The organism is Komagataeibacter sp. FNDCR2 (assembly GCF_021295395.1).
In the GTDB taxonomy this organism is placed as follows: Bacteria; Pseudomonadota; Alphaproteobacteria; order Acetobacterales; family Acetobacteraceae; genus Komagataeibacter.
Genome location: NZ_JAIWOU010000001.1, coordinates 477,776 through 495,206 on the forward strand (window position 1 = coordinate 477,776; position 17,431 = coordinate 495,206).

At 64.0% G+C, this 17,431-nt stretch carries 12 protein-coding genes; 7 read left to right on the forward strand and 5 right to left on the reverse strand.

Features of this window, described 5'->3' with window-relative positions; translation table 11 throughout:
* Positions 1 to 327 precede the first annotated feature (327 nt).
* From LDL28_RS02160 to LDL28_RS02175, 4 genes are all read left to right on the forward strand, one after another.
* Positions 328 to 1,689: an amidohydrolase family protein gene (locus LDL28_RS02160; RefSeq protein WP_233057002.1), complete on the forward strand. Its 1,362-nt coding sequence runs from the start codon at positions 328 to 330 to the stop codon at positions 1,687 to 1,689.
* Positions 1,690 to 1,765: 76 nt separating this feature from the next.
* Positions 1,766 to 2,740: an isopenicillin N synthase family oxygenase gene (locus LDL28_RS02165; RefSeq protein WP_233057003.1), complete on the forward strand. Its 975-nt coding sequence runs from the start codon at positions 1,766 to 1,768 to the stop codon at positions 2,738 to 2,740.
* Complete coding sequence (locus LDL28_RS02170; protein ID WP_233057004.1) at positions 2,737 to 3,504, forward strand: alpha/beta fold hydrolase; 768 nt, start codon at positions 2,737 to 2,739, stop codon at positions 3,502 to 3,504. The genes LDL28_RS02165 and LDL28_RS02170 overlap by 4 nt, the downstream gene beginning before the upstream one ends.
* Positions 3,501 to 4,649, forward strand: coding sequence for a BMP family ABC transporter substrate-binding protein (locus LDL28_RS02175; protein WP_233057005.1), 1,149 nt, complete (start codon positions 3,501 to 3,503; stop codon positions 4,647 to 4,649). Before LDL28_RS02170 ends, LDL28_RS02175 begins: the two co-directional genes overlap by 4 nt.
* Positions 4,650 to 4,662: 13 nt before the next feature.
* On the opposite strand, the gene LDL28_RS02180 is transcribed toward LDL28_RS02175, so the two are convergent.
* The 5 genes from LDL28_RS02180 to LDL28_RS02200 all read right to left on the reverse strand — a co-directional run bounded on the left by LDL28_RS02180 (position 4,663) and on the right by LDL28_RS02200 (position 11,366).
* Entirely contained in the window at positions 4,663 to 6,036 is a 1,374-nt protein-coding gene (locus LDL28_RS02180; RefSeq protein ID WP_233057006.1) for an amidohydrolase family protein, read from the reverse strand.
* 263 nt (positions 6,037 to 6,299) lie between these two features.
* Positions 6,300 to 6,848 (reverse strand): cupin domain-containing protein, encoded by a 549-nt coding sequence (locus LDL28_RS02185; RefSeq protein ID WP_233057007.1) that lies wholly within the window; start codon positions 6,846 to 6,848, stop codon positions 6,300 to 6,302.
* Positions 6,849 to 6,947: 99 nt separating this feature from the next.
* The gene (locus tag LDL28_RS02190; RefSeq protein ID WP_233057008.1) at positions 6,948 to 7,496 is read right to left on the reverse strand and encodes a T4SS efffector SepA family protein; all 549 of its coding nucleotides are present in this window, start codon (positions 7,494 to 7,496) and stop codon (positions 6,948 to 6,950) included.
* Positions 7,497 to 7,660: 164 nt separating this feature from the next.
* Positions 7,661 to 8,737: a sorbosone dehydrogenase family protein gene (locus LDL28_RS02195; protein ID WP_233059155.1), complete on the reverse strand. Its 1,077-nt coding sequence runs from the start codon at positions 8,735 to 8,737 to the stop codon at positions 7,661 to 7,663.
* A 100-nt stretch (positions 8,738 to 8,837) separates the two neighbouring features.
* Entirely contained in the window at positions 8,838 to 11,366 is a 2,529-nt protein-coding gene (locus LDL28_RS02200; RefSeq protein ID WP_233057009.1) for an HWE histidine kinase domain-containing protein, read from the reverse strand.
* An 806-nt stretch (positions 11,367 to 12,172) separates the two neighbouring features.
* On the opposite strand from LDL28_RS02200, the gene LDL28_RS02205 reads away from it, so the two are divergent.
* The 3 genes from LDL28_RS02205 (at position 12,173) to LDL28_RS02215 (ending at position 17,404) form a co-directional block, all read left to right on the forward strand.
* Positions 12,173 to 14,728 carry an EAL domain-containing protein gene (locus LDL28_RS02205; protein WP_233057010.1) on the forward strand — a complete coding sequence of 852 codons (2,556 nt, stop codon included), beginning with the start codon at positions 12,173 to 12,175 and terminating at the stop codon, positions 14,726 to 14,728.
* Positions 14,729 to 14,824: 96 nt separating this feature from the next.
* A complete protein-coding gene (locus LDL28_RS02210; RefSeq protein ID WP_233057011.1) occupies positions 14,825 to 15,928 on the forward strand; it encodes an amidohydrolase family protein in 1,104 nt (367 codons plus the stop codon).
* 153 nt (positions 15,929 to 16,081) lie between these two features.
* Entirely contained in the window at positions 16,082 to 17,404 is a 1,323-nt protein-coding gene (locus LDL28_RS02215) for an ATP-dependent RecD-like DNA helicase (protein ID WP_233057012.1), read from the forward strand.
* Positions 17,405 to 17,431 lie beyond the last annotated feature (27 nt).

The following is a 17,431-nucleotide window of genomic DNA, read 5'->3' on the forward strand; positions in this document are numbered from 1 at the left end:
ATATGCAATATACTGATAATTATTTAGGTTATGTTTCCGGAATGGTTTGAGTATTATATTTATTTAAAGTATTATTACCAAAATTTCCTGATGAAAATTCCGGAATCAATAAATGTTATTTATTTGTAACTTGTGTTTATTTTAAGGTTTCTTTCATAAAATCCACATATCTATACATGTGGACATGCCCGTTCCATAGTGGCATGGTCCGCCGGAAGCCATGGGCAGATCAGTGCGGGTGATGAGTGAATGACGACAGTTCCAGCCAGGGATCAGGGAAAAAGAGCCGTTCCGCCCGTCTCGCGGCTGGAATGGTATGGTTAAGTAATGATTGACCTCCTGATCCGCAATGCCTGGCTGTATATCGACCGGGGCTGGGAAATCCCCGATGGCTGGATCGCCATAAGCGGCGGCAGGGTCCATGGCGTTGGCGGCCCCGAACTGCCCTGCCCACAGGCGCGGCGCGTCATTGACGCACGGGGGCGGCTGGTCACGCCCGGCCTTGTCAACGCGCACCATCACATGTGGCAGAATCTCACACGCGCCTATGCGCCGGTTACGCGTAGCACCCTGTTCACATGGCTTGAAAAGCTTTTCCCGCTCTGGGCCATGCTGGATGCCGATGCGGTGTACCTGGCCACTTATGTCGGCATGGTGGAACTGCTGCTGGGTGGCTGCACCACGGCCATGGACCAGCTTTACGCGCACCCGGTGCCCGGCCTGACGGATGCGCAGTTCCGCGCCGCGCGTGACGTCGGGCTACGTTTTTACGCCACGCGTGGCAGCATCACCCGCACGGTGGAGGAGAGGGGCCTCGCCCCCGCCGCGATCGTGCAGGATGAGGAGACCGTCCTGGCCGACTGCGAACGGCTGGTCCGCCTCTATCACGACCCCCGTCCCGGCGCGATGGGACGGGTGGCGCTGGGGCCGGCGGCGCTGTATCTGGTGTCCGAGCGGATCATGCGTGAATCCGTCATCATGGCCGAACGGAACAACCTGCGCCTGCATACCCACCTGGCCGAGGATGTGGATGAGGACGAATACTGCCTGAACGTCTATGGCTGCACCCCCACCGAATATCTGGAGCATCTGGGCTGGGCCACGCCGCGCACGTGGCTCGCGCATTACATCTATGCCGCCCCGACCGAGATCGAGCGCCTGGCCCGCGCGGGCGTGGCCGTGGTGCAGTGCCCCGGCGCGGACATGCTGACCGGCGGCGGCAGCGCCGATGCGACGGCCCTGCGCGCGCGCGGCATTCATGTGGGGGTGGGGAGCAATGGACCGGCTTCGAACGATACCGCCTCGATGTGGATGGAAACGCGCAACGCGATGCTGCTGGGCCGTATCCAAAACGGACCGGAATCCATGGGCGCGCGCGATGCGCTGGACATGGCGACCCGTGGCAGCGCCGCCTGCCTGGGGTGGGCGGATGAGATCGGCCATCTCTGCCCCGGCGCCTGCGCCGATCTGGTGGTCTGGCATATGAGTGATGTCGCGCTGGCCGGGGCCGTGACCGATCCGGTCGAGGCATGGCTGCGCTGTGGTCCCGCCGTGGCGCATACCACTATTGTCAATGGCTGCGTGCTGGTGGAAAACTGTGAACCCCGGCAGACGGGGCTGGCCGATGTCCTGCGCGCGCATGCCGTGCAGGCACGCCGGATACAGGAGGCGGGACGACTGAACGACTGATTACAGGCCATGCGCGGCCTGCCACGGGGGTGGCCCGCGCATGGTGGAATGGACAAACCGGGGGAAGAAAGAAGGAATGACTGAACAGTCACGCGCTGCGGCATGGCAGGGGTTGCCTGTCATATCTGTAGCGGGCCTGAGCGCGCCATCGCGCGCCCGGCGGGAAGAAGTCGGGGCGGCGCTGCATGTCGCCTGTCGCGACATGGGTTTTTTCTACTGTATCGATCACGGCGTACCGGCCGATCTGATCGCGGCGGTCTTCGCGCAATCCCGCGCGTTCTTCGCCCTGCCCGGGGCGGAGAAGGAAGCCCTTAACAAGAACCGCTCCACCTGCAACCGTGGCTATGAACCGCTGCGTGACCAGACGCTGGAACCCGGCGCGCCGCCGGACCTGAAGGAAGGGTTCTATATCGGCCCTGAAAAACCGCTGGACGATCCCGCCGTGCTGGCCGGGCGCTTCAATCAGGGACCGAACCAGTGGCCACAGGACATGCCGGAATTCCATCGGGTCATGATGGAATACAGCGCCGCCATGACCGAACTGGGCGAGCGACTGATGCGCGGCATCGCGCTCTCGCTCGGCCTGGACGAGGAGTATTTCGCCACCTTCTGCCACGACCCGCTCACCACGCTGCGCCTGCTGCATTACCCGCCCCAGCCGGCAAAGGCCCCACCGGGGCAGAAAGGCGCGGGCGCGCATACCGATTTCGGCGGCCTGACGCTTTTGTTGCAAGATGGCAGCGGCGGCCTTCAGGTCCGTGCGCCAGATGGCGAATGGCTGGACGCCACGCCCATTCCGGGCAGTTTCGTCATCAACCTGGGGGACATGATCTCGCGCTGGACCAACAACCGCTACCGCTCCACGCTGCACCGGGTCATCAATACCTCGGGCCATGAACGGTATTCGGTACCGTTTTTCCATACCGGCAATCCCGATCTGGTGGTGTCCTGCCTGCCGGGCTGTCTTGAGCCGGGGGAAAGCCCGCTCTGGCCCCCCGTCACGGTGGAGGATCACCTGCGCACCATGTACGACCGGACCTATGGCCGATGAGCGGGACATCCGGTTCCACGCCCGTCATCCTCATCCACGGCGCATGGCAGGGAAGCTGGGCATGGCAGCCCTTTCTGGCCGCGTGGGCGCGGCGCACCGATATTCCCGCCCATGCGGTTGACCTGCCGGGCAACGGGGTGGACGCAACCCCGGCGCGGGATGCGACGCTGGCGGGGTACGTGGCGCATGTGGCCGGTATCATGGACACTCTCGGCCAGCCCGTGACCCTTGTGGCCCATTCGGGCGGCGGGGTGGTGGCCTCCGCCGTGGCCGAGCGTTTTCCGGACCGCGTGCGCGGCATTGCCTATCTGGCGGGCATGATGCTGCCTGATGGCATGGGCTTCGGGCAGGTCGTGGAACGGATGCTGCCCGACCATCCGGCGGCGTCGGGCATCAACCCCTACCTGAACTGGCCGGAACCGGGTGTGGTCTCCGTCGTTCCGCCCGAGGCGGCGGTCGCCATCTTCCTGCATGACTGCCCGCCTGACGTGGCCATTGCCGCATCGCGCAGGCTTACCCCGCAGGGTCTGGGTGGGCTGGATCTGCGCGCGCGCCTGACCCCCGAACGCTTTGGCACGGTGCCGCGCCTGTATGTCGAGGCGACGCAGGACCGCTCCGTCATCCTGCCCGTGCAGCGCCACATGCAGGCCCTTGTGCCCGGCGCGCGGGTTGTCAGCATGCCTACCGGCCACGCCCCGCAGGTGGCGGATCCGGAGGGTACGGTTGCGCATATTCTTCCCTTTGCACAAGGAGCGGGCGCATGATCCTGCCACGCAGACGCCTGCTTGCCGGTGCCGGAGCGGTGGCCTCCACCGGCTTTCTCCCGCGTCCCGGCCTTGCGGCGGCGCCCGCCGGAACCGAAGCGATCCTGGAAGCACTGGCCACCCCCTATGCCAACCTGCCCCCCTTGCCCCCGGTGGCGGAGGAAGACGCCCTGGTGGCCATGGGTTACGTCGGCCCGACCAGTGATGGCGGCTGGACCGAAATGCACCATGTCGCCCTGCAGGCGGTGCGCAGGACATTCCCGAAACTGCGCACGGTTTATGTGGAAAGCGTGCCCTATTCCGCCGATGCGACCCGTCTTTTGCGCGAATTCGTGGCCGAAGGCGCGCAGATGATCATGACTGGCGCGGATTATGGTGATTTCCTGACCGATGTGGCCGCCCGCGCGCCGGACACCGCCTTCGTACAGTGTGATGGCCGGGCCGTGCGGCGCAATGTAAGCTGGTATTACATCGCGCACTGGTATGTCAGCTACGTGATTGGCGTGACGGCGGGGCTGCTGAGCAAGACGGGCAAGCTGGGCTTTATCGGCGCGTTCCCGCTGCCCTCGGCCTATGCCGGGTCCAATGCGCTGCTTATGGGCGCGCGCACCATCAACCCCGATGCGACGATGCAGGTCATCACCATCAATGCCTGGTTCGATCCGCAGGCCGCCATACAGGCCGCCAACGCACTGGCGGACAAGGGATGTGACTTCCTGTTCGGTATCATGGACGAGGCAGGCTACCTGCATGTGGCGCAGGAACGCGGGCTGTGGGCGGCGATGTGGAACAAGGACATCCGCCAGTTCGGGCCGGATGCCTATGTGGCCTCGGTCGTGCTTGATTTCGCGCAGTTCTATATTTCCCAGATCCGCGCCCGTCTGGCGGGCACATGGCGGCCAGTCCCCCATATGCTGAAAATGGGGGAGGGCGTGGACCGTGACCCCTGGGGCCGCCGCGTGCCGCAGGAAGTCCGTGAAAAGGCCGACAGCGTGCGCACACGCATCATGAACGGGTGGTCACCCTTCGTCGGTCCCCTGCGCGACCAGCACGGCACGCAGCGCCTTGCCCCGGGTGAGGTCATGAACGACCTTGAACTCTACCACTGGAACTGGGCGCTGGAGGGGGTGAGCGGGCTGCCATAGGAACAGGAAGCGGTTACAACACCGCTCCATGCGCCCGGCGTCCGCCCACCCAGACGGTGCGGATGTTGGGGCGCCCCATATTGCACAGAACCTGCTGGGCAATATCCTCGGGCGCGTAGTCGCTGTCCCCATCGGGGAGGAGCATGATATTGCTGCCCGGCGCCGCGCGGTCGATCAGGAGGGCGTCAAACGCCATGCCCGCCTCAAGCTGTCCCGCCGCGATATCAAGTGCGGCGGTGCCGCCGCGTGTGGCCAGCCACAACCCCTCCGCAAAGGTCAGGCGTGCACCGGGACGGCCGCGCCGCCGTGGGGGCAGGGCGGGATCATTGCCGGTATCCAGCATGCGCGCGGCGGTAACCGCCATGGCGGCGTTGAGGGCCACGGAAGGCGAATATCCCCCCGATATATCCGTGCCCAGCCCCACATGCACTCCCGCCTGCCATGCCTGCCGCAGGGGCAGCACCGCCCCGGCGAAATAGGCGTTGGATAACGGACAATGCGCAATGCTCGCGCCGCGTGCCTGCACCAGCGCCATGTCATCGGCACTCATGAAGCACGAATGGGCCAGCACGGTGCTACGCCGCAGCAGCCCGAAGCGGTCCAGCGCCACGGTATCGTTCACCCCCATGCGCTGGTGGACGTAATCATGCTCCCAGTCACTTTCGGAGCAATGGGTCTGGATCAGGCAGTCCTCCACCGCTGCAAGCGCGCCAAGCCCGTGCAGCAGGCCATCGGTACAGGCGGGAATGAAGCGCGGGGTCACCATGGGGCGCACCAGTCCGCGTTCGTTGCCCGGCAGGGCGCGCACGGCATGGATGAACCGGCGTGAGGCAGCCAGCGCCTGCTCGATGGACGGATTACGATAGTCCGCCGGGCACAGGGCGGGGTCATCCATCGCCACCAGCCCCACATGCGCCCGCAGGCCATGGCGCAGGCAGGTACGGGCCAGAACCAGACTGCTTTCTTCATGTATGGTGGCAAAAAATACCGCCGTGGTGGTGCCATTGGCCAGCAGGGTGGTGACCATCTGCTCATAAACCGGGGCGGCAAAAGCCGGATCGGCAAAGCGGGCCTCAAGCGGAAAGGTGCGCTGCTCCAGCCATTCGCGCAGCGGCAGGTCCAGCGCGCGCCCCATCTGCGGCCACTGGGGGGCATGGACATGCAGGTCGGCAAAGCCGGGCATGAGCAGTTGCACGGGCGTGAGGTCATGCACGGGCATGCCGCTACGTGCCGCTTCATCCAGCATGGCGGTGGCAGCGGGTGTGTCCGCCCCATGGGTCGCCACAATCAGGCCATCAGCTCCCACATGCAGCACCCGGCGCTCCATGGTGACATGCCGGGCGCTGGCGGGATTGAGGACATGCCCGCGTATGACAAAATCATCCATGTGGTCCCGGCCCTTATCTGTTACCAATCCGGTCCTTTATGGCCGCAATGGCGCATCCTGTACAGCCCGAAACAGGAGCAGGGGCATAAAGCCCGGGGCAGGCGGAGGGGCGGAATATAGGGTGATGGGAAAAACCCTTTTAAACACAGCGGGAATTACGAAACGCAGGTTTTTTCCACAGGGTTATCTTTCCGACTATCCCCGGAATCTGTGGATAAGACGGGCAGGGTCAGGAGATCCTGAAGCCGTTTTTCCGCCCGGTCCTAACGATAGCGACATGGCTGGTTGATAACCGGCGCATTGGCGGACTGGATGACCATGAGCGTGACCGGCCCATCGCCCATATTGCCCGCGTCATGGCCTTTCCTGCCCTTATAGGGGCCGGTTTTCATGGGGCGTACGTTCTGGTCCTCTCCAAACAGGATGTCGCCGGAGCCCATTACCACACGGGTGCCGTCCATCGCCTGCACATACCAGCTCCCCCGCAACGGCACGATCCATTGCGGCTTCGGGTCAGGGTGCCATGTGCCGTTCCAGTGCGCGGGCTGCACCGTGATCATGATGGTCGCCAATTGCTGCGGCATGGGATCCTGCCACTGGGGGCCTGCGGGGGGCGACATGCTTTTGAGGAAGAAATCATGTACCGGGCAGGTGGAAATATGGCTTATCCCTTTGTCATCCGTCCATAAATGCCGGTAGAACCGCTGCGGTGCGTCCGGCATGGGGGCTGGCGGGGCTGGGGATGCCGCAAGGGCGGGTAGCGCCAGTGCGGACAGCAGGCCAGCGGACAGCAGCATGGGGCGGATAAGCATGGCGATCCTCTTCGCTCCGGGCCGGGGACCTGTCGTCCCGGCTACGTGCCCCCGGAAAACGGGTGGACAGGGAAGGGGACGATACAACATGTTTTCCCATCAGGCTGGAATGTAAAATTCTCCCGTCGTGCCAGGAAACGCCACATTGGCCCGATCTCTCCACACAAACCGCACTTTCAGGGAACACCCCAGAGTCCGCGCCGCGTGACTGATCGCACGCCATGCGCCATTGGCATCCTGTCCCTGTACGGAAATATCTACATCGGCGAGGTGCCTGTAACCTTCATCTGTCTTTAAGCCTTTTACGAACCTTACGGCCATATTTTTCTGCAGGTCATCCTTGTTCATGGCTGCTCTGGCGACTTTTCTTACAAACAGATTCAGTAATCCGTTCCATGTAGTTTCAGACCGGAGCGGGGGCTTTCCATCAATTTCAACATTGATCAGCTTGGTGTGGGTCAGGTCGGGCGGGGTAAACGGATTGAAACAGGTTACATTATTTTCGATATTTCTGCCTCCGTCTGTCTTTGTCTTTTCGTAATTATCAAGAATTTTATTGATAACACTTTCTATGGTGTCCACCAGAGGTTCCGCATGTTCCTGCAATCTGGAGAAAGTTCTGTCGGTTAATTCTATCATTGGCGCCATTTCGATGATTCCCGTTCCAGTCTACGTAAAAGCCTTATACTGCGGTAGGTGGAAATAGGCAACCATTTCCATCATTTCGTTTATCCTGAAATTTTCCGGATATTCCCGTTGGTTTTAGCCTATAGCCACTTATCGCGCTCTCGCCGTAAACTGGGTATCTTCCTTTACGGCACGGATGGTGTCGCGCCGTAGGTCAGGCGATAGATCGCGCCTGACTGGTCATCGCTGATCAGCATGCTGCCATCGGGCAGGGGCTGTACGTCCACCGGGCGGCCCCATGCGTTCTGGCCCTGCCGGAAGCCGCTTACCAGCACGGTGGGCGGCTGTGGCACGCCATTCGCGCCGAAATGGACCGTCACCACCTGATACCCCGCAAGCTGGCTGCGGTTCCAGGATCCATGTTCGGCAATCATGATGTTGCCGCGATAGGCGGCGGGAAACTGGCGGCCTTCATAAAACCGCAGTCCCAGCGCCGCGACATGCGCCCCCAGCAGCAGGGCGGGCGGTGTGAATTCGCTGCATGCGCGCCGCCTGCCGAATTGCGGGTCCGGCACATTGCCCTGATGGCAGTAGGGATAGCCAAAGGACTGACCCACCCTGTCCAGCCGGTTGAGTTCATCGGCCGGCACGTCATCGCCCATGTTGTCGCGCCCGTTATCGGTAAACCAGAGGGTATCCGTTCCCTCCCGCCACGTCAGGCCGACCGAGTTGCGGATGCCGAACGCCACGTCGCGCCGGTCCGTGCCATCGGGGGCCATGCTGATGATACGGCCGAACTCATGCCCTACATCGCAGATGTTGCACGGCGCGCCGATGGGCACATACAGCCGGTCATCCGGCCCGAAGGCGATGAATTTCCATGAATGGTCACCCGGCCTGTACGGCAGTTCCGCCCCCACGGGTTCGGGCCGGGGTGGCGCGTCGAGATGGTTTTCAATATCGCGCAGCACCACGATGCGATCCATGTCCGACACATACAGATCCCCCCCATGGAAGGCCACGCCCACGGGCAGGTTCAGCCCGTGGGCAATGGTGCGGACCCTGACCGGGCCACTGCCGTCAATCCCGCTCAAGGCATAGACCCTGCCGACACCCATGCTGCCCACGAAAAGGGTGCCCCGCGCCCCGACCGCCATCTCACGCGCGCCGGGCACCTGATCGGAAACAAGGCTGACATGAAAGCCCGGCGGCGCGCGCAACAGGTCCACGGGCACGGCGGCCCGCGCGATGACGGGCATCATGACCAGCGGCACCAGACATGACTGCACGGCGCGGGAAAGAAGGGAACATGTCATGACGGGTCTCCTTACCCGCACATGCCTCCACCCGCGCGGGGCGGGATCAGGACAGGATGCGGCATATTTTCTCGGCCAGGGCGGTGGCGCAGTAGGGTTTGCGTTCCATCGGCACATCATGCAGGTCGGTGGGAATAAGGGTGCGGTCGGCATAGCCGGTGGCGAAAATGAAGGGCACCCCACGTTCGCGCAGCGCGCGGGCGATGGAAATGGAATTCTCCCCGCCCAGGTTCACATCCAGTATCGCCACATCCGGCACGCGCGCGTTGATGGCCTTCAGCGCCTCATACACCGAGGCCACGGTGCGGACCTTGCCGATCCGTGTTTCCTCGATCGCCTGTTCCGCCTCCATCGCGATCAGGAACTGGTCCTCCACCAGCAGGATATCGGCGTTACGCACGTTTTTCTCCGTCGCGGCAACAGGTGGGGGGGCCGGATCCGCCCCGGCCCCGATCCGGGTGGCCGGGGCCATGCTGATATGGCGAGCGGGCAGGTTCAGCGTTACATGCAGTCCCGCGGGCCGGAAATCGACCTGCGCGGTGCCCCCCAGTTCATGCGGGAAGCCACGCAGGATCAGCACGGAGCCAAAGCCACGGCGGCTGGGGGCGGTGACCGTGGGGCCGCCGGTCTCGCACCATGTTATGCGCCATTCATCGCGCGCCGGGTCATAGGCCCAGTCCAGGTCCAGCCGACCGCGCGGCTGTTGCAGCGCGCCGTATTTGACCGCATTGGTGGCCAGTTCATGCACCACCAGCGCCAGCACCGACAGCGCCTGGCCCGTCAGCCATATCCGCGGGCCGGTGCAGGTCACGAACGAGCGCTCCCGGTAGGGCGCCAGTTCGGCATCCAGCAGGGCGTGCAGCAGGCCGCCGCCCTCGCCCCGCACGGCCTGATCATGCGCCAGCGCCAGGGCGCGGATACGCCCGCGCAGGCGCTCCACATGCTGGTCGGCCGTGGTGTCGGGGGCCAGGGGCTGGCTGACCAGTGACTGCACCACCGACAGGATGTTCTTGACCCGGTGGTTCAGTTCCTCGTTCAGCATGCGCTGGCGCAGGTCAGCGGTGGCGCGTTCACGGAGCTGTAGCTGGTGGTACGCGCCCATGACCTCGATCAGCGCGGAGCGGACCAGGGTGGCGGCCTCCATTTCCTCCGCCGCCCAGGGCAGGCTTTCATGCGTGACCTGCTGGGTCCAGATCTCGATATTGTTGCGGGGGCCGAAATACCCGTCCTCCGCCGTGGCGGGGGCGGAGACATGCGGGGCGACGCCCCATTTCAGGGTCCGTACCACCTCGCGGCGGAATACCAGCAGGTAATCCCCCGGCTGGGAGGAGATCGGCACGATCATCATGCCCGCCGCCTGCGCCACATAACGCGCGGCGTCGGGTATGAGCGCGCTCAGCCTGCTGGTATGCCAGATCTGCGTGCCCGCATGGGTACGCGCCAGTTCCAGCAGGCTGTCCATGGCGTCTGCCGGGGGGTGCGCGCCGCTATAGGTCCAGCGCCCTCCCACCCATAACGCCGCGCCATCGCACTGCACGAAGATCAGCATCTCCTTCAGGTGGCCCATGAGATAGGCGGGCATGTCCGCCACCGGGGCCGCGCCCTTCAGGAATGTCTCGATCAGCGCATGGGTCTGGCGCGTCATGGCCAGCCGCTTGGTCCGCAGCAGGTTGGTGATCTGGAGCGACAGGAATTCTCCAAACATGCGCGCGACAATGCGCTCGCTCATGTTCAGCACGCGCGCGCTGTAATGATGGCAGGCGATCATGCCCCATAGCTGGCCATCCACCATGAGCGAGACCGACAGGGAGGACTGCACCCCCATGCCGCGCAGATATTCGCAATGGCTGGGCGCGACCTGGCGCAGATGGGTATGGGACAGGTCGGGCGGGGCCATGCCGGGCGGAGAGACCACCGGCACGGGTGGGGCGGATATGTCCGTGATGATGCGGATGAGGTTGGTGCTGTACAGCCTGCGGGCGGGTGCGGGCATGTCGCTGGCGGGAAAATGCTGCCCCAGGAAACTTTCAAGGTCGGGGCCGTGGTGTTCGGCTTCCACCTTGCCTGACCCATCGGTTGCGAAACGGTAGAGCATCACGCGGTCATAACGCAGCACCCCGGCGAAAAGCCGGACCACGGTACGGAAAAGCTGCCCGAATTCCGAAATCTCGCGGATGCGGTCGATCATGGTGCGCAGCAGGGACAGATAGGCCCCGTCGCGCTCCACGCCCACGGCGGGCTCCCATTCCAGCATGATCTCGCCGCCCGCCGTGTGGATCGCCACGTCGTAGCATCCGCCAGCGGGCAGATCCTGCCCGAAAACCAGGGCAGGGCGGCGATGCGCCTCCCGGTGGGTGGCCAGCGCGTTACGGATATTGTGGGTGGCCTCGCGGCCGATCACGTCGCGCAGGGCCATCCCCGCTGTCAGGTTGGCGACACCAAGCTGGGCCGGCGCGTTGGCCGACCAGCGCAGGATCCGCTCCAGCCGCCCGTCACAGGCCAGCAGCCAGCCATGGGGCTGGATGCCCTCGGCCACCATCGGCGCGCTGCCGGGCATATTATGGCTGGCGACCATACGCCACGGCAGCCCCCTTCGGGAATGCGGGGCATGACGGTCGATCCAGCATCGTATATCCGCACCGGGCTCGTTCTTCGTGCTGGTCCGGTCTGTGCGATACGCCCACGTCACCCACCATAAAACGGCTCCTGCATGCGGAACCGGCGGGGTTGGTCATCCACCACCCGCGAGGGTCCGCCCCACGCTTCATGCCGCCGGAATCGCATATCCGTAATTATGAATTACACGGAAATGACCCCGGCGATGAAGCGGCGTTAACATACCGTCAATGTTCTGGGAGACTCCGATCACATTTATGTGGCCAGCGGGGGAGTCGACCGGCGCCTATTCATCCTGCCCATAAAAAAAGTCCAGAACCCAAACGGCAAGCCGCATGACAGCCCATATGCACAAGCACAACACAATCGCGTTACGCGCGACGATCGTGGTCTGGTGAAAGGCATCATATCCGGTCATTGGCGCTCCATACCCGCTATATTCCCGGTCCGTGCACGGGTGGGCATTATGGGCGGCAGGCGCGGGCCGTCGCAATACATATCATTGCGACGGCAGCGTGGATAACGGGCTGGTGCGACAGCGTAGTACCGTAATGCACGGCTGGCGGGTTGCGGAGCATCCTCATATATGCATCATTTGTACAATAATTTTTATCCATATACATCTCTTATACCGTTTGTTAATAGGAATGAGCCTATGCAGTTCCATGCTGGCGGCGCCAATTACAGTGATTACAGGTATTCATGCGGAAATCACATTTCAGTCCCGTCCCGCGCGTTGCCGAGTAGCCGGAGCCCTGTGGCCAGATGCCCCGTGACATGATGGATGAATCCCAGATAACAGTCCTGCCTGCGCTGGAACAGACCATCATTGCCGTTGTCATCATTGATGAGAACAATACGGTCACCTTCTTCAACAAGGCGGCGGAAAATCTGTGGCGCTGCACCCGGCAGGATGTGATCGGGCGCAACGTGAACGTGCTGGTGCCGCGTAATATCCGCGCCTCGCATGATGAACTGGTCCGGCACAACCGCATATCCGGCGCCAACCGCATCGTCGGCACCAGCCGGGAAGTGCAGGTCGAACGCTTTGACGGCACCACGTTCTGGGCCAACCTGTCGCTCTCGCGCATCGCGGTGGGGGGCAAGATCGGCTACATGGCGCTGATCCGCGATATTTCACAGGAAGTGGATGACCGCGAGAAAATCCGCCTGCTGTCGCTCGTGGTGCGCGAGACCGACCGGGGCGTGGCCATTCTTGACCCGGAATTCCGCATCATCTACGTCAACCGCGCCTTCAGCGACATTTTCGGCTCCAGCCCCGAACAGGTGACCGGCCATGGGCTTTCTGTCATCCTGTCGGGTGACGCGACGGATATGGACGTCCTGAACAGGCTGCATGAGAGCGCGCGCACCGCCCGCGGCTGCGTGGTGGAAATCCGTGCCCGCCACGCCACCGGGCGCGACATATGGGTATCCGCCGCGATGAACCCCGTAGTCGGCAGGGAAGGCGAGATCGAGAACATCGTGGTGGTGCTGACCGACATTACCGAGCAGTATTTCCTCGACAGCCTGCAACGCGACACCCTGGCCGCGATTTCAAGCCATCTGGGCCTGCATGAAGTCATGGACTTCATCTGCCGCCGCATCGAACGCCACCTGCCCGACATCATGCCCGCCATCTATCTTGCGGAACAGGATGAGCGGCTGAAATGCGTGGGTCGCGCCAGCCTGCCGCTTTCGCTGGTCGAAGTATATGACGGGCAGCCCATCAGCCCCGATTCCGCCTGCTCGGGCCAGGCGGCCAGCACCGGCATGATCGTGCAATGCCGGGACATCGCCACCGACCCCCACTGGCGGCATGTGCGCGCGGCCACGGTGCATAACGGCATAAAGGCGGCCATCGCGACCCCCATCATCATGCGCGACAACCGTGTGGCGGGCGTGTTCACCTGTTATTCGCGCACCAATGCCGAACCCGATGCGGCGTGCCAGAAAGCGGTGGCCACCAGCCTGCACCTGTGCACCCTCGCCATCGAGCGTTACGAGACGGAAGAGCATATCAGCCGCCTGTCGGATTTCGATATGCTGACCGGCCTGCCCAACAGCCGCTGGCTGCGCCAGAACATGGCCCGCCTGCTGCGCCGCCCCGGTCGCGGCCACCTGATGCTGATGACGGTGGGAATGGACGGGTTCAAGCATATCAACGACCTGTTCGGGCATACGGCGGGCGATGAGCTGATCGCGCATATCGGCAATACGCTGCGTGAGACCATCAACCCCGACGATACGCTGGTACGCAGCGGCGGCGACCAGTTCACCATCGTGACCAGTGGCGAGCAGCAGCATGCCACCACCCTTGGGGCCGCCATCCTGCGTGCGCTGGAAACGCCCGCCAGTATTGGCGATGTACGTGTCAACCTGGCCGCGAGCCTTGGCATAGCCGTCTATCCCGAAAATGGGGAAGACGGGGATACCCTGCTGAAAAACGCCGAAAGCGCAATGTTCCAGGCCAAGGCCGAAGGGGGCGGGCGCTGCTGCTTCTTCAGCCAGAGCATGAACCAGCAGGCCAGTGACCGGCTGATCCTGGCCGCGGCCCTGCGCGAAGCGATCGCCCATGACCGCCTGCGCCTGTTCTACCAGCCACAGGTCGATGCACGCACCGGCCGCATGTACGGGGTGGAAGCACTTTCCCGCTGGACGGATGAGACGCTTGGCTTTGTCTCTCCAGCGCGCTTCATTGCCGTGGCGGAGGAAACCGGACAGATCGAGACCATAGGCAAATGGTCGCTACGCGTGGCGTGCGAGCAGATGGCGCAGTGGATCAGGGATGGCGTGGATGTGCCGATCGTCTCGGTCAATCTGTCGCCGCTGCATTTCCGTGACGAGGCGCTGCCCCGGTTCGTGGGGGAGCTCCTGAAGGAAACCGGAATTCCCCCGAACCGCCTGACCATCGAAATTACCGAAAGCACCATGATCGACAACTATGAGCGCACCATTCACATGGTCCAGACTCTGCGCGACATGGGGGTTGGCATATCGATGGATGATTTCGGCACGGGCTTTTCCAGCCTGTCCAGCCTTGCGGGGCTGCCAGTGAACGAAATGAAGATCGACCGCAGCTTCATGCAGGGGCTGGAAAGCATAGAAAAAGTGCGCGCCGTGGTCATGGCGGCGGTACGCATCGGCCAGAGCCTGGGCATGACCGTGGTGGCCGAAGGCGTGGAGCATGAGGAGCAGCGCCGCCTGCTGGCGGAAATGGATTGCGACGTACTCCAGGGCTACATGTTCTCCAAGCCTCTCCCGCCAGAGGAACTGAATGCCTGGCTCGCCGCCTACCACCCTGTCGCACTGGCTTCGTAACCAACCATCCCGTGCCCCCCCCGGCACGCGGGACGGGGCGCGTGAAACACGCTATCAGATACACCATTATATCTGACAGCGGGGGAATACGAGCGCGTGAATATTGATGGCCATATAGTCCTGCCTGACCGGATCATGCCCGGGTGCCTCACGTTTGATACTACAATAGAGGAAATGCACCCCGTAGCCGAGGTGCCGGAGCGGTATATCCTGCCCGGTTTTATCGACGGGCACGTGCACGGGGGCGACGGCGCGGACATGATGGATGGCGTGGACGCGATCCGCCATATGGCGCTGTTCCATATGGCGCATGGCACCACCACGCTGCTGCCCACCACCATTACCGCGCCATGGAACGATATCATGGCGGCGCTGCATGCGGTGGCCGAGGTCATGCGCACCGGCATCCCGGATGGGCCGGATATTGCGGGCGCGCATCTGGAAGGGCCATTCATAAGCCCGCATCGCCTTGGGGCGCAGCCGCCCTTTGCGCTGGCGCCCACGCCCGCGCGGGTCCGCGCCGTAATCGACACGGGCGCGGTACGGGTCGTGACCCTGGCCCCGGAAACGGAACATGCCCAGACCGCCATTACCGAGTTCGTGCAGGCGGGAATAGGGGTCAGCATTGGCCATACACTGGCCGATTACGAACAGACCGAGCGCACCCTGTGCCGTATCTGCGGGGCAGGGGGGAAAGTGGGCGGCACGCATCTGTTCAACGCCATGCCCGGCATCATGGCGCGCGCGCCGGGGCCGGTCACGGCGCTGATGTGCAGCGATGCCGCCTATGCCGAGATGGTGTTCGACACCCACCATGTCCATCCCGCGCTGTTCCGTCTGGCCCATCGCACCATGGGCGGACGGCTGGTGTTCGTAACTGATGCCATGCGCGCCACCGGTGCTGGCGATGGCCCCAGCGAACTGGGCGGACAGGCCGTGATGGTGGCCGATGGCGTCGCCCGCCTGCCCGATGGCACGCTGGCGGGCAGTGTGCTGACACTGGACGCGGCCCTGCGCAACGCCGTGCGGGCCGGAGCCTCGCTGCCCCAGGCGGCGGGACTGGTCAGCACGCACGCGGCCAACTGGCTGGGGCTGCATGACCGTGGCGCGCTGCTGCCCGGACGACGGGCGGATTTCGTGGTCATGGGGCCTGACCTCAGGGTGCGGGAAGTCTGGGTGGCCGGGCGACGCCGCGCCTGAACCGGGCCGCGAATATGGTGCGCGCGCATATACGGCAGGGTGGTGAGGGGGGCTGTTTTTTCTGGCCGACCGCCGTGGCGCGTCCTATTACTTTCCCGCTTCCGCCGCCTGCATGAAGGATCTGACCCACCCCATGCCTTTCGCCCCGCCATAATGTCACGCACCGTCCTGACCGCGTGCCAGGAACGCGCGCTGAACGAGATTCTGGCCGCGCGTGGGGTCTCGGCCACGCACCTGCTGACCGGCTATGCGGGCACGGGCAAGACCACGCTCATGCAGCAGGTCGCCCGCGCGCTGCGCAAAAGCGGGGCGGAAGTCATGTTTACCGCCGCCACCCACAAGGCCACCGCCGTGCTGCGCGCCCGCGTGGGCAATCTGGCCCCGTGCCGGACCATCCATAACGTGCTTTCGCTCCAGCCCGGCGCGCAGGACGGGCGCGAGATCCTGCAACGCGCCGACCGGCCCGAGCCGATCACGGCGGATGTCATCATTATTGATGAATGCAGCATGGTCGGCTCCGAACTCATGCGCTGGGTGCGCGATCTCGTGCCCGACCGTTTCGTGCTGTTCGTGGGTGACCCGGCGCAGCTTCCCCCGGTGGGGGAGGCAATCAGCCCGTCCTTCGCCATCCGCTCGGCCTCGCACCTGCAGACGGTGGTGCGGCAGGCCGCCGACAACCCGCTGGTCGCGGCCGCGACCACCATCCGCGAAAGTCAGGGCGGCCCGCTGGACTGGTCGTGGTGCCGGGCCAACCATCATAACGGGGCGGGGCTGTTCATGCCCCGCACGCCCGATGAGTGGATGCGCCGGGCCTTCACATCGGATGAATTCCGCGCCGATAGCGATGCCTTCCGCTACCTGTGCTGGACCAATGCGCGGGTCGAGGCAGTAAACCGCATGGTGCGCCAGTGGGTGCATGGCGGGGATACGCCCACGCCCTTCGTGGCGGGGGAGCGGGTCATCGCCCGCGCCCCGGTGCTGGACACGGAGGGGCGGCGCGTGGTCATCGCCACCAATGAGGAAGCCGAGGTTGTTGATATCCGCCCCGGCATGCTGCGCCATGCCTTTCCCGCCACGTCGAAGGTGGCGGGGTGGCGCACGGAACTGCCGGTCCATGACGTGATCCTGCGCACGCTGGCGGGGGAGGAAGCGGCCGTGCCCATCCTGCGTCCCGGCGCGGATATGGGGGCGGTGGAACGTCGGCTGAAGCAAGAAGCTGCACAGGAGCGCGCACGCTGGCAGCACCGCTTCGTGTTCCGCCGGGGGATCGGGCGGTTGCAGGCGGTTTACGCCATGACCGTGCATACCGCGCAGGGCAGCACGTTCAGGCGGGTCTTCGTGGATGTGGGCGACATCACCCGCCGCGCCGCGACCAGCGTGCTGGAGACGCAGCAGCTCCTCTATGTCGCGGCGACACGCCCCGCCCATGCCATGATCCTGACCGGCCTGTCCCCCCATGGGCAGGAAATATCGTGAAGGTCATGGCCCTGTCCCGGCCCAGCG